This is a genomic window from Magnetococcales bacterium, assembly GCA_015231925.1.
Taxonomy (GTDB): Bacteria; Pseudomonadota; Magnetococcia; order Magnetococcales; family JADGAQ01; genus JADGAQ01.
This window is the reverse complement of record JADGAQ010000118.1, coordinates 1-12,857: the sequence shown is the minus strand read 5'-3', so window position 1 is coordinate 12,857 and position 12,857 is coordinate 1. Positions and strand designations below refer to the sequence as shown.

General features: G+C 60.9%; 11 protein-coding genes. 7 read left to right on the top strand and 4 right to left on the bottom strand.

Annotated features, from left to right (window positions below; genetic code table 11):
- Positions 1-339: 339 nt before the first annotated feature.
- Positions 340-1,380: an Rpn family recombination-promoting nuclease/putative transposase gene (locus HQL56_12940; protein MBF0310425.1), complete on the top strand. Its 1,041-nt coding sequence runs from the start codon at positions 340-342 to the stop codon at positions 1,378-1,380.
- A 75-nt stretch (positions 1,381-1,455) separates the two neighbouring features.
- On the opposite strand, the gene nifA is transcribed toward HQL56_12940, so the two are convergent.
- Positions 1,456-3,033 (bottom strand): nif-specific transcriptional activator NifA, encoded by a 1,578-nt coding sequence (gene nifA / locus HQL56_12935; protein ID MBF0310424.1) that lies wholly within the window; start codon positions 3,031-3,033, stop codon positions 1,456-1,458.
- A gap of 331 nt (positions 3,034-3,364) precedes the next feature.
- On the opposite strand from nifA, the gene HQL56_12930 reads away from it, so the two are divergent.
- Positions 3,365-3,793: a thioredoxin family protein gene (locus tag HQL56_12930; GenBank protein MBF0310423.1), complete on the top strand. Its 429-nt coding sequence runs from the start codon at positions 3,365-3,367 to the stop codon at positions 3,791-3,793.
- 41 nt (positions 3,794-3,834) lie between these two features.
- Here HQL56_12930 and HQL56_12925 read toward each other — a convergent pair whose 3' ends face one another.
- Complete coding sequence (locus tag HQL56_12925; protein MBF0310422.1) at positions 3,835-5,430, bottom strand: DUF3369 domain-containing protein; 1,596 nt, start codon at positions 5,428-5,430, stop codon at positions 3,835-3,837.
- A 385-nt stretch (positions 5,431-5,815) separates the two neighbouring features.
- Complete coding sequence (locus HQL56_12920) at positions 5,816-6,460, bottom strand: response regulator transcription factor (GenBank protein MBF0310421.1); 645 nt, start codon at positions 6,458-6,460, stop codon at positions 5,816-5,818.
- Positions 6,461-6,578: 118 nt separating this feature from the next.
- Between HQL56_12920 and HQL56_12915 the strand changes: the two genes are divergently transcribed.
- The 3 genes from HQL56_12915 to HQL56_12905 all read left to right on the top strand — a co-directional run bounded on the left by HQL56_12915 (position 6,579) and on the right by HQL56_12905 (position 9,791).
- Positions 6,579-8,723, top strand: a complete 2,145-nt coding sequence (locus HQL56_12915) for a response regulator (GenBank protein ID MBF0310420.1) — start codon at positions 6,579-6,581, stop codon at positions 8,721-8,723.
- A gap of 134 nt (positions 8,724-8,857) precedes the next feature.
- Positions 8,858-9,178 (top strand): hypothetical protein, encoded by a 321-nt coding sequence (locus tag HQL56_12910; protein MBF0310419.1) that lies wholly within the window; start codon positions 8,858-8,860, stop codon positions 9,176-9,178.
- Positions 9,168-9,791 carry a DUF2335 domain-containing protein gene (locus HQL56_12905; GenBank protein MBF0310418.1) on the top strand — a complete coding sequence of 208 codons (624 nt, stop codon included), beginning with the start codon at positions 9,168-9,170 and terminating at the stop codon, positions 9,789-9,791. Before HQL56_12910 ends, HQL56_12905 begins: the two co-directional genes overlap by 11 nt.
- On the opposite strand, the gene HQL56_12900 is transcribed toward HQL56_12905, so the two are convergent.
- Positions 9,788-11,074 carry an extracellular solute-binding protein gene (locus tag HQL56_12900; GenBank protein ID MBF0310417.1) on the bottom strand — a complete coding sequence of 429 codons (1,287 nt, stop codon included), beginning with the start codon at positions 11,072-11,074 and terminating at the stop codon, positions 9,788-9,790. The two genes, HQL56_12905 and HQL56_12900, sit on opposite strands and share 4 nt — an antisense overlap.
- 204 nt (positions 11,075-11,278) lie before the next feature.
- Here HQL56_12900 and HQL56_12895 point away from each other — a divergent pair, with 204 nt between their 5' ends.
- Together HQL56_12895 and HQL56_12890 are read left to right on the top strand one after the other, a co-directional pair.
- Positions 11,279-12,286 (top strand): Rpn family recombination-promoting nuclease/putative transposase, encoded by a 1,008-nt coding sequence (locus HQL56_12895; protein MBF0310416.1) that lies wholly within the window; start codon positions 11,279-11,281, stop codon positions 12,284-12,286.
- Positions 12,287-12,434: 148 nt separating this feature from the next.
- On the top strand, positions 12,435-12,809 hold the full coding sequence (locus HQL56_12890; GenBank protein ID MBF0310415.1) for a diacylglycerol kinase: 375 nt from the start codon (positions 12,435-12,437) through the stop codon (positions 12,807-12,809).
- Positions 12,810-12,857 lie beyond the last annotated feature (48 nt).

Below are 12,857 nucleotides of genomic sequence, written 5' to 3'. Positions count from 1 at the left end.
GAGCCGCCTCCTCGCCATAACAGGGATGCTGCCGGGTGGACTCTTCCAGGGAGAGGGAATGGCACATCTGCTGTACTCCTTCCGGTTCGACGCCGCTCTTTCCGTATTGCAAAGCAACCGGAGTGCCACACATAATTTATTGTAATTGCTCTGTTTATTAAAAAGGCCCTGGTCCGTAACCGGACAAAGCCCCTCCTTCTTGTCCGCTTTCGCACAGGGCAACGGCCCGGCCCGATTTTTGGCTGGACGGACGGGGCTTTTTCCTGGAAAATACCGATATCATGGCTTACGGAAACGGCAGGAACTCTCCCGGACGGCACGGAAGGTGGACTTGGCAACATGACGGACATCGCCCACCCCCACGATCGTTTCGTCAAGGCCCTGCTCTCCGATCCCGAATCGGCGGGAACCCTCCTGCGCGAACGGTTGCCCCCGGTCATCGCGGAACGGCTCTCCGACGAAGCCCCGGAGCTGGTGGAAGGCACCTTCGTCGACGAGACCCTTCGGGAGTACCTGGCGGACAGGCTCTATCGGGCCAGAACGCTCTCCGGGCGGGAGGTGCTACTCTACTGTCTGATCGAAAACAAGAGCTTTCCGGAACGGCAGGTGGCCTGGCAGTTGTTGCGCTATCTGGTCCGGACTCTCGAACAGTGGGAACGGGAACATCCCGATTGGAGGCTGCTTCCGGCCATCGTGCCCCTGGTTTTTTATCACGGGCTTCAGGAGTGGCGCATCGCGGAGGAGTTTTTCGCCCTGGTGGACGCGGAAGAGGAGTGGCGGCCCCATCTGCTGAATTTCCGCTACACCTTGATGAACCTCGGTCAGATCGAAGACAGGACGCTCTCCCGGAATCCTCGGCTGCGTGCCTGGCTGCTGGTCGCCAAATACGCCATGCGGGAGGGACAACAGAAGGAGATGAAATCCATTTTCATCGAGGCCTTCTCCCGGACTCCCCAGGATGTGCCGATCTTCCTGCATTACATGGTCGAGGCGTTTCGTGGCTTCCAAGAAGAGGATTTACGCGAAATCATCCGGGGAGTTCTGCCGGAGGAGGAGGAAAAAATGATGTCCCAATTCGCCGAATCAGTCCTATCCAAAAAACCCCCGAAATGGGTAGTGGACAACGTCCGGCAGGAAGGCCGGAAGGAAGGCCTGCAGGAAGGCCTGCAGAAAGGCCTGCAGGAAGGCCTGCAGAAAGGCCTGCAGGAAGGCCTGCAGAAAGGCGAGGTGGCTTTTCTGCTGAAACAGATGGAGCGTCGTTTCGGCAAGCTTCCGGAGCAGGTGGTCCGGCAAGTCGGCGAGGCCACCCCCGCCACCCTCGATCACTGGGCCGACCGGATTTTCGACGCCCGATCATTGGACGAACTGCTGGCGGACTGAGCTGTCTCCCCGGTCGGGCGTCCGGTGTGGCCACGATCATCTGTCGGACCCGTCCCGAAGGACGGTGCGCGGACCTCAAAACGATTCCGTGGCAATACCCAGGATCTTGACCCGGTAAGCCACCTGACGGGGGGTCAGGCCCAGCAGGCGTGCGGCCTTGGCTTTGACCCATCCGGCCTTGCGCAAGGCACTCACCACCCGTTCCCGTTCCCCGGCCATCTCCTGATCGCTTAACTCCGCCAGCTCCGTCTCTTCCTCCAGCGGGGGGGGAGGCGGAAGGACCGCCGGGGACTGGCTGGGCAGCAGGATGTGGCGAGCCTCGATGAGCCCGCGTGGCGACATCACCGCCGCCCGTTCCAGGCAGTTTTCCAGCTCCCGCACGTTGCCCGGCCAATGGTAGTGCATCAGCAGGCGGATGGCGTCGTCGGCCAGCTTCAGGTCACGCCCCTGGCGTTTGGCCATCTTGGCGGTCAGAAAACGGGACAGATCGGGAATATCCTCCCGCCGCTCCCGCAGCGAAGGCACTTCGATGGCCATGACGTTGAGCCGGTAATAGAGATCACTGCGGAAACTCCCATCCGCCACCGCCTTTTCCAGATGGCGATTGGTCGCCGCCACGATGCGCACGTTGACACGGATGGGGTTTTCGCCGCCCACCCGTTCGAACTCCCCCTCCTGCAGCACCCGCAACAGTTTGGCCTGAAACGACGGGGAGATCTCTCCCAACTCGTCCAGAAAGAGGGTGCCGCCGTGAGCCAGTTCGAAACGCCCTTTGCGGGTGGTGGCCGCGCCGGTAAAGGCTCCCTTTTCGTGACCGAACAGCTCCGACTCCAGGAGGGAGTCGGGCAGAGCGGCGCAGTTGAGCTTTACCAAAGGTTGCCGCACTCGCGGGGAGTTGTAGTGGATGGCGTGGGCGATCAGCTCCTTGCCGGTGCCCGATTCGCCCCGGATCAGCACCGTGGTGTCCCATTTGGCCACCAGACGCACCAGGTCGTAGACCTGCCGCATGGCGGGGGAATCCCCGACCATGTTGTCCAGGGTGTAGCGTTGCCGCACCTCCTGGATCAGGCGATCCCGTTGGGCCACCAGCTCCTCCCGCTCCTGTTCCACCCGACGGGCCAGGATGATGTTCTGCACCATCAGGTGAGCCACCATCTCCATGAAGCGGGCCTGATAGGGCAACAGGTCGGCATCGTCCTGTTCCGGCTGCGCCACCAGCACGCCGGCCAACTCCCCCTCCCCGACATGGATGGGCACCCCGATGAAGGGACGTTCCGCTTCCAGCAAACCCAACCGGTTGAGAAAGCGCGGCTCTTCGGAAACCCGGCGCACCATCAGAATACGCCCCGCCTCCAGGATCAGCCCCAGAATGCCTTCGCCGGGGCGATAGCGCACCCCTCGCCCCGAATCGGCAGCCCCCTGAACGGCGTGAACGTAGAGTTCGCTGGTACGGGGATCGACCAGGGTGATCACCCCGTGGTGCAAACCGGCATGCTCCTTCAGGGATTCGACCACGCCTCTGAGGGTGGTGCGGGGATTGGTGGATTGGGAAAGAATGTGGCTGACGTGGAACAAGGCGCCCAGTTGGCGTGTGGCCAAGGCCGGGTGTACGGGGGGGGCCACAGCGTCGGCCAGCGGTTCGAGCAGTTCCATGGCGCCTTTGCCTTGAGAAAAAGAGTGAACCCACCCTTTTACAAGTCAATATCCGTGCCAGCTACTCAACCTGTTCATTTTGTTGGACTCTTGCAGTTTACACGCGGGGAGGATGCCCGAACGGGGACGACTTCTTGCCTAAAGGGTTCGCACATGCCTCATTCTTACGCAAACTCCATCCTGAAATGACCCATTCCACCTCCCTGACAGACGGGGGAGGAAGAACAGGTATATAATATTATCGCTCAAACGGAACGTCCTTCCTTTTCCATTGTCTCCGGGTGGGATAAACTTGATCCCCATTCCACCCGAACCCCTGGAGTCGAAAGTCATGGCCTCGATTGCTCCGCCCGGCGACTTTCCCGACATCGCCACCTTCGAAGACGACGCATCCCTGCAGAGGGCGGTACAGCGGTTGTCGAGCGACCGGTTCGTTCTGGTGATCTTCACTTCGGAGCATTGCCATGTCTGTCGCACCCTGGAAAAGCATCTGCCCTGGTTCGGCGAATACTATCGCGACGAAGTGAGCGTCATTCTGGCCAATCCCCACCGTCATGCCGCCCTCGCCGCCCGACATCGCATCCATGGCGTACCCAGCCTGCTGGTGGTGCGCAAGGGCCGCATTCTGGCCTCCGAAGTCGGCATGGACAGCCGTGATCATCTCAAATGGCTGCTCAAAATGGCCAAGAAGCACTACCATGCCTACGAAAAAGAGTTTCAATCCGCCCATCACGCCCGCTGGTCGACGCAAGCGGAGTGACGGTACCGACACCTCCCGGCGACCACTGGGAGGAGCCGGCTTCAATCGATGGGATCCACCCCACCGGGAATCACCACGCCATCCCGGAAAGCCTGCTGAATCTCCAGGAATTCGTTGATATTCTCCAGAAACAGCGCCATCAGGCGGGGGTCGAAGTGGTGGCCGCTCTCCCGGGTGAAGAGTTCGACGATGCGTTCCAGCGGCCAGGCCTCCTTGTAGGGCCGGATGTGGGCCAGGGCATCGAAGACATCCACCAGAGCGGTAATGCGGGCGAAGATATGGATCCGCTCTCCCGCCAGCCCGAGGGGATAGCCGCTGCCGTCCCATTTTTCATGGTGCTGGGAGGCGATGATGGCTCCGGCGCGAATGACCTCCTGATCGCTGCCCGACAAAATGCGTTGGCCGATGTCGGGATGGGTGCGTATGACCTCCCACTCCGCCTCGTCGAGCCTGCCGGGTTTATTGAGAATGTGGTCCGGAATGCCGATCTTGCCCAGGTCGTGCATGGGGGAGGCCATCCAGAGCAGATCCACCTCGCGGGCGGGCAGTTTGGCCAGGGCGGCCAGGCGGCGGGAACTCTCCGCCACGCGACGCACATGCTGACCGGTATCCCCGGAGCGGGCCTCGATCACCTCGCCCAGGGTGAAGGTCACGCTCTTCTGCGTGTTGAGCACCTCCCGGTTGAGAAAGAGATTCTCGAAGGCGGAGGCGATATTGACGGAAAAGACGTTGATCAGATCCTGATCGGTCTTGCTCAGGGGGCGGCGCCCCTTCAGGTAGATCAGGTTCTCGAAGCCCCCCTGGGTGGTGAAGTATCCCAGATAGTGGTGGGCCGAAAAGAGGCTGGATCGGCTTGAGCGCGCCGCCTCCACCAACTCCATGACCTCGACGGGGGTCACTTCCGCCACCGGCCGCCCCACATGGGCTTCATAGAGGCCGTAAGCGGCATAGATATTCAGGTTGCCCCGTTTGGTGGTCGCCGCGAAACACTCCGTGGCGGCGTTGCAGGAGAGGCCGTTGTCGTAACTGATCAGCGCCACCAGCTGGGTCAGAATGCCGGAGGCGAGTTGGCTGAGGGAACGGTATTCGAAAAAGTTGGCCGCCCCCAGGATGATCTTGTTGAGACCTTCACGGGTGCTGTTGAGGATGTGCAGATCGCGGAACGAGCGCAGGCAGGAGGTCATGGAGGTGATCAGCATCTGGTGACTCAGGCTCGACTTGTCCTTGTAGTCGTTGATGTCGTACTCCTCGACCACCTTGGCCTCGGGGACTTGTCCCGCCTGCCCGGTGCGCAGAATGATGCGCACGAAGCTGTTCTTGACCTCATCCCGGATGTATCGCACCACATCCAACCCGGAAGAGTCGGTCTCCATCATCACGTCCAGCAGCATGACCGCCGTATCGGGAAAATCCCGGATCAACCGGCGGGCGTCCCGACCGGAAAAACCGCTGACGAAGGCCAGGGGTCTCCCCTCGAAGGTGTAGTTGCGAAAAATCAGCTCCGTCAGGGGGTGAACCTCGATGTCGTCGTCGATCAGCAGGATACGCCAGGGGATCGTCTCGTAACCCTCCTCGTTCACCCTCCCGGTTCTTTGGGGATGCGCCCCGAAAAGGGGGCCGGATTTGCCCGGAGTCATGCCGTCTCCCCTTGAAAGCCTGAGAACCTCTTGGTCAACGTCAATCACCGTCCCTCCCGCGAGTAAGCCTGAACGTACCTCCCGCCTTCCCGCGGACCGGATTAAACACCACGGACGGGCCCGGACCACTGCCGACGACGGGTGGGCGAAGGGTTCGCCGTGACGTTCCACCACCTCTGCGGGCAACACCTCGCCGTTATCGCAGTATTCCCGGACACAATACCCTATCTTGACTCGAAACGTGAATCATTATTTTCCCAACACCCCGAGCCGAACCCATGACCCGGTTAGGACGCCGCCCATTCGGGCACGTTGTTTCGAACCGGCCTCCGGCACCTTTCCCACGGGGCGAAGGCGGCATTGACGATCGTCTCGAAAAGCGATCTCACAAATCCGCCATCAATCCCCTCTCCACGGCGTAGCGCACCAGTTCGGCGTTGTTGTTCAGGTTCATCTTGGCGAGGATGCGATGTCGATAGGTGCTGACGGTACTCAGGGCGAGATTCATGCCGGCGGCGATGCCCGACAGGGACTCCCCGGCCACGATGCGCCGCATCACCTGATATTCCCGATCGGTGAGAGCGGCATGGAGGGGTTGTTCCCCGCCCTTATTGAGATGACGGTCCATGAGAAATTCAGCGATTTCGGGGGTCATGAAACGCCCGGTGCCGGATGCCACCTTGTGGATGGCCTGCAACAATACCGCAGCCGCCTTGTTCTTGGTGAGGTACCCCGAGGCCCCCGCCTTGAGAAAGCGTTGCGCCAGCAGGGGGTCGTCGTGCTGGGTCAGGATCAAGACCTTCCGTTCGGGATAGATCTGCAGTATGTGGGTCATCACCTCCATGCCATTCAGTTCCGGCAGGGTGATATCGAGCAGCAACACGTCCCAAGGCACACTTTGGAGGCCGCTTAAAATCGCATGCCCCCGACCGGCCTCACCGGTCACGATGAACTCGCCGTCTTCCGCCAGAATACGCCGCAATCCATCCCGAACCAATTGATGATCTTCTGCGAGGAATATCCGAATCATTTGCCCCCCCGTTATATTTAATTGGCATAATGAACCCATTTGAGCCGTAACGACACGGTATTTTCCAATAAGCGGCTTGTAGGATACAATAGGCTTTTCCCGCAGGCCGGAGGCCCGATTGAAACCGCGTTACGAACAGATCCTCTTTTCGCCCTGGACCGCCGCCCTGGCCATTGTGCTGGTGATTTCGTCCAGTCTGATCGTGGGTCGCTGGGCCTGGATCTCCCTGACGCTTCTGGAGTCGGAACTGCCCCAGGGAACCTTGCGTCGCCAGGGGGATCTCTCCGCGCTGCTGCTGGCCATCTCCCGAGCCGAACGCGCCGCAAGCGCGGTTTCCGCCGAGGCTGATCTGGTCAATCGCAATGAACTGATCCTGGCTCTCGATTACCTTCAAGATCAAAAGGAGCGTTTCTGGACGACTTATCGGGAAAATCTGCCCGAGTTGCATACGGTCGTGGAGGAGTTGAAAGGGATTGAGGGGGCGAGCGAGGATTTACCGGCGATTTTTCGGGATCCGGCGGCTCAATACCGGCTGCGGGACCGCCTCACATACGCCCTGCACCAACTGACCCGCCTCTATCTGACCCGCAATCAGGCCCTGATCGCGGAGGTCTCCGGGCAACGGCGGATGGTGCGTCAATTGCGCACGGCGCTGGTTTCGACCCTGGTGATTCTGGTTCTCTTCACGCCTGCGCTGGCGGGCATTCTCCTGGCGCAATGGCGCACCAAACGCCACCTGCGACAGGCCAAAGGTCAGGCCGAGGAGGCCAACCGGGCCAAAAGCCTCTTTCTGGCCACCATGAGCCATGAAATCCGCACCCCGCTGAACGGCCTGCTTGGCATGACCCAATTACTGGCTCAAAGCGAGCTCACCCCGAAACAAAGCCGTCAGGTGCAAGCCATGGCACAGGCCGGCGAGCATCTGTCCACCACGTTGAACGCCATTCTGGATCTTTCCAAGATCGAGGCGGGCAAACTGGTGCTGGAGCTGGCCCCCTTCGCCCTGCCGACCCTGCTGCACGGGCTGATCGAGCTGTTCACCCCCCTGGCGCGACAAAAGGGACTGCACCTGCATGGCCGATTTCAGACGGGATTGCCGCCTTTCGTGGTGGGGGACGCCGCCCGGCTGCGCCAGATACTCGCCAATCTGCTGGGCAACGCCATCAAGTTCACCCATCAGGGCGAAGTCTGCCTGGAGGTCGGAGCGGAACCGCATGAGGCCGGGGAAGTCGTCTTGCGTTTCGCGGTTTCCGACACCGGCATCGGCATCGACGCCCAGCGGCAATGCGCTCTCTTCTCTCCGTTTGTGCAGGAGGACGCCTCGACCACGCGCCGCTACGGCGGCAGCGGTTTGGGATTGGCCATCTGCCGGGAGCTGGCCCGGACCATGGGGGGCGAAATCGGCCTGATCAGCACCAAGGGAGAGGGCAGCCGCTTCACCCTGCGCCTGACCCTGCCGCTGGGCCGACAACCTGAAACATCGGTCGACGCCATGCCGCCGCATCCCCTGTCGATTCTGGTGGTGGAGGACGAACCGATCAACTGCGAGGTGCTGGAACATCTGCTCAAAAGCGACGGACACACGGTACGGGTGGTGCATAATGGCCCGGACGCCCTGGAAGAGCTGGAATGGAGCCCGGTTCAGGTGGTGTTGATGGATCTGCGCATGCCGGGCATGGACGGGGTGGAGACCACCCGGCGGCTGCGGGCGCGTGAGGATGAACTGGCGGGGCTGCCCGTCTTCATGTTGACCGCCGACGTCACCACCGAAGTCTACCAGCGGTGCCGGGAGGTGGGGGTGAACCGGGTCTTCGCCAAACCGTTGCGCCTGCCCCGGCTGCGGGAAGCCCTGGCGGCGGTCCACCTGGAGACGGTCGGCGAACCGGTTGCAGAGGAGACCACTCCTTCCGAAGCCCTGCTGGATCACGACACGGTGATTTCACTGCACCGCGCCATGGGAAAAAGCGAGCTGATTGAGCTGGTGCGACGCTTTCTGGCCCAGGTGGAGGAGCAGTGCCTCCGCATGGGCCAGATGGCGCGGGAGGGCAATGTATCCAACCTGCGGGAACTGGCGCACGGTTTGAAGGGCACGGCGGCCTTTCTGGGCCTGAACGGCCTCATGCGCCTCTCGGAAAAGCTGGAACTGGCCGCCGCAACCCCCCGGCGCGAAGCCAACCCGTTCGACTCCCTGCTGGCCCGACACCTCGATCTGGCCCGGCAATCGGTGGCGGCGGTGGAACATCTGCTGGAGGGGGGGAGGTAAGCCACTTTTTCTCCCCACTGCGGCGGAACCTGTATCTCACGTCAAATCAATCTCATTGAAATCAGACGGAACATGGTGTAATTGAGAGAGACAACGGTAGCGGCACTGTGCTGAACGTACCTCAGGTGGAAAACATGAACAAATCCTTGAGCCTGATCCTGGCGGGAATGGGAAGTGCGTTCAACCTCTTCCCCTCCGAAAATCGGAACAAGAAGGTGTGTAGTGAGCTAACCGCTTGCACTACCAAAAATCATACAAAGAATCACGCAAAAACAAGAAAATTACTTAGAAAAACCGCAACGACAAACACCAACAGTGCAAATCAAAAATCGTTGACAGAAGAACCTCCCCAGAAAAGCGGTTTCCAGCAAGATCAGGCTGCCTTGCGGTCCGACTGGAGCAAGGTGGGTTATTCCTTGAAAAAAGCTTTCGCGGAAATGAGTAATGACCTCTGAGTCAGGTATTCAGCTTCCCCCTGACGTTGAATTCATTCCCCTGGAAGGAAGCGAACAAAGTCCGGAGAATGCCACATCCAGGCAGCCTCCCTACTTTGCCATGGCTCATCACTCCTCCACCATCACGGTTCACGAAGCCCAACCACTGCCCGATCCAGACATTCTTCTGAAATATCAGAACATCCAGCCGGATTTTCCGCAACGTCTCCTGGCCATGGCGGAGCGGGAGCAGAACCATCGCCATGAGTGCGACCGACTTTCTCTCCAAAACAAAGCCGACCGCATCCAGTCCGATTTAGCCGCCAGGCAACTCAAACTTCGAAATGAAGCCGACCGCATCCGGTCCGATTCAGCCGCCAGGCAACTCAAACAAAGCAACGAATACCGTTTGATGACTCGGGGTCAACGGTTTGCCCTGATACTGGGGGTTATCGTTGTGGTCCTGTGCGCCTACCTGGGCTATGCCGGCCATACAGGCTATGGCGCTACGGTATTTGGTTTTTCCGCCGCAATGATGGGTGTCGTCATTTACCGTAATAACCAGGGTGGCAGCCCGCCACCGCGCCCGGATTCCACCCCCCCGTCATCGCCCGAAAACACCCCTCCAAGCTAAGGCGTAATGCGGCAGGGCCTCTCCCCCACCCGATCCGGGGCCACGCAGGGGGCGTCGTTCTGCCGATACAGCTCCTGCAAGGCCTCTCCCTGCTCCTTCAGCACGGCATCGGCAGGTTTGCCGCGCAACACGATGCGGCTGAAGGTGGCCATGAAGACCGAGTTGAAAGCCGCCTCGCGGGCACCCAATCCTTTGGGATTGTCCACGCGCCGCGTTGCCGGGTTTTCGTTCTGGGAGCGGGCCGCCGCCACCAGGGCCGCCAGATCGCCGCGACTCGCCTCCCCTTCCAATCGGGTGACCGGCAGGAAACCCACCTCCAGCAGCAACCGCTCCTGCACGGCGGGCGTGGTCAGAAAATCGGCCAGGCGCATGGCGCGTTGCCCGTCGGCAGCGTTGGCGGGCACGGCCAGACCGATGGTGGTCAAGCGGGCATAGCGCCCTTTGGGCCCCCTCGGGACGGGAAAAGCCACGAACTCGCCCGGTCGGGTGCGAAAGACCTCCAGCAGGCGGGCGGTATGGTCCATGGCCACCCAGGCCTCGCCGGAGAGCAGGTGATCCTGCATGAAGTTGAAGGTTGTGGAATCGGGATTGACCTGGGGCCAGAGGCGTTGCAGATAATCCCAGGCCGCTTCGGATCGGGCGAAGCCGTTGACCACCCCTCCGGAAAAAGCCGGCAGGATGACACCGGGCAGCAGAATCTGGAACAACCCCTTCTCCCCGGCGGGAAAAGCCAGGCGAGGCGCACCGGTCCCCTCCTTCAACGCCTTGGCCCAGAGCAGCAGCTCCTCGTAGCTCAGATCGTGCAGGCTGGCCCCCTTGGGCAGATAATCCAGGGCCTGGCGACGCGCCACCATGATGTAGGTGGCCCGCATCCAGGGCAGGATCGCTTGAGGCGATTCCGGCCCCGATCGGGCTTCCGCCAGGAGTTCGGCGGGCACACCGCGCTCCAGGAGGCGCTGAGCCAATTCGGGAAGGGGTTTGAACAGGCCTTTTTCCGCCAGCGGGATCAACTCTTCGAGCAGTATCCCCGCGACCAGGTCCACCTCCCCTTTCGGCGCCACGGGTTCCCGCAACAGGGCGGCCATGAAGGGCGACTGGTGCAGGGGGGTGAACTGCACGGGCCCCTCCTTGAACCCGGAGAGGATCCGCTGGGAAAAGCGTCTGGCCTCCTCGATGGGCACCAGTTGGGTGGAGTACAGATGCAGGGACTCCTGGGCGGAAAGTCGGTCCGACAATCCCAGGAACACCGCCAGGAAAAGGCCATAAAACAACAACGTGGGCATGATATGGAGTATCCTGAATGCCGGCGACGGAAGAAGCTCCCTCTGTCGGAAGCGAAATAATAGACATTAACATAGGTCCGTTTTGTCACCAAAATCAAGAGACTGTCACCACACTTTGACCCCGACGAGAGAACCGGGTAGCGTTTGCTGAACATTTTCCCCTTGCCAACCGGTCGATGGGCAATTTTCCCCAGGACACGCCGCATGCACAAAACGACACGATCCTCCGATTCTTTTTATCATCGATTATTCGCCCATCCGGGGATGGTCGAGGATCTGTTGGCGCATTTTTTGGACGCTTCGCTGCTCGCGGAACTCAATCTGTCGAAAATGCGTCGGCACAACACCAAGTTCACCTCGTTTCAAGGGGTTCGGCGGCGAGGCGATGTGGTTTGGGAGATCCCCTTCCGGGCAGGAGGAAGTTTGTTTTTATTGCTGATTCTGGAGTTTCAGTCGACTGTTGACCCCTGGACGGCCTTGCGGGTCAACGTCTACACGGGACTGCTCCATCAGCAACTGATCGCGGAGCGCCGGATGAAACCCTCCGACGGGCTGCCGCCCGTGCTGGCCCTGGTGCTGTACAACGGGGAAACCCGCTGGAACGCGCCACCCAGCCTGAGGGAGATGATCAACCTGCCGAAGGATTCAGCGTTATGGCCTTTCCAACCGGAAATGCGCTATTATCCTCTTGACGAAGGACGGCTTCCCGAAGAAAGTCTGCAGGGGAATCCGGCCCTCTCGGCCATCCTGTTTCGCCTGGAACACTCCTCCGATCCGGGGTCGATGTTGCAGGCCGGGCGCGACGTGATGGCCTGGTTCGAAAAACACCCCGACGGGCCTCCCGTCAAACATCTGTTCAACGAACTGCTCTTTGCGGGTCTGCAGCGACTCCGGCTCTCAGACCCGGTTCCGCCAATCCCGGAAGACCTTCAGGAGATGGTCGCCATGTTGAATTGGCATGTGGAAAAATGGGCCAGGGAATACGAACGAATCGGGGAACAGCGTGGGGAGCTGCGCGGAGAACAGCGTGGGGAGCTGCGCGGCGAGCTGCGCGGCGAGAGATCCCTTCTGCTGCGTCTGTTGAACCGGCGTTTCGGCAGCCTTCCGGAGAGTGTGCGGCAACGCCTCGACGAGGCCGACGGCGCCAGCCTCGAAACCTGGGGCGAACGCCTGCTGGAGGCCCGCTCCCTCGACGAGGTATTTGGGGAGTGACCTCTCGGTATCCCCGGACCCGACCCCGTTCTTGACAATCCGCCACACCTGCAAAAATCCTTGACAAGCCGTGGTGATACCCCTGGCCCCACGGGGGCCGGAGTGGTACTCTTCGGTTGTAATGTTCCCTTCTGCCCAGTGCCTTGCCATGTCCAATCCCTTCGGTCCGGACGGTTTCCGTCACCTCCTCAAGGCTACCGGCTACTCCCTGCAGGGATTGGCGGCGGCGTGGCGTCATGAAACCGCCTTTCGTCAGGAGGCTCTGCTCACCCCGCTGATCCTGCCTCTGGCCTTCTGGCTGGGACACGGCGCCGTGGAACAGATTCTGCTTGCCGTCACCTGGCTGCTGGTGCCCCTGGCGGAGCTGGTCAACTCCGCCGTGGAGGCGGTGGTGGACCGAGTCGGCACCGAACAACACGTTCTGGCGGGCCGGGCCAAGGATCTGGGCTCCGCAGCGGTCTTCGTCGCGCTGACCATTCTCGCCTTGACCTGGGGACGCATCGGCTGGGAACACCTCTCCTAGGGCGTGTTGACATTTGCCAGATTTTGGTTCCTGGCAAGGCGCAAGACG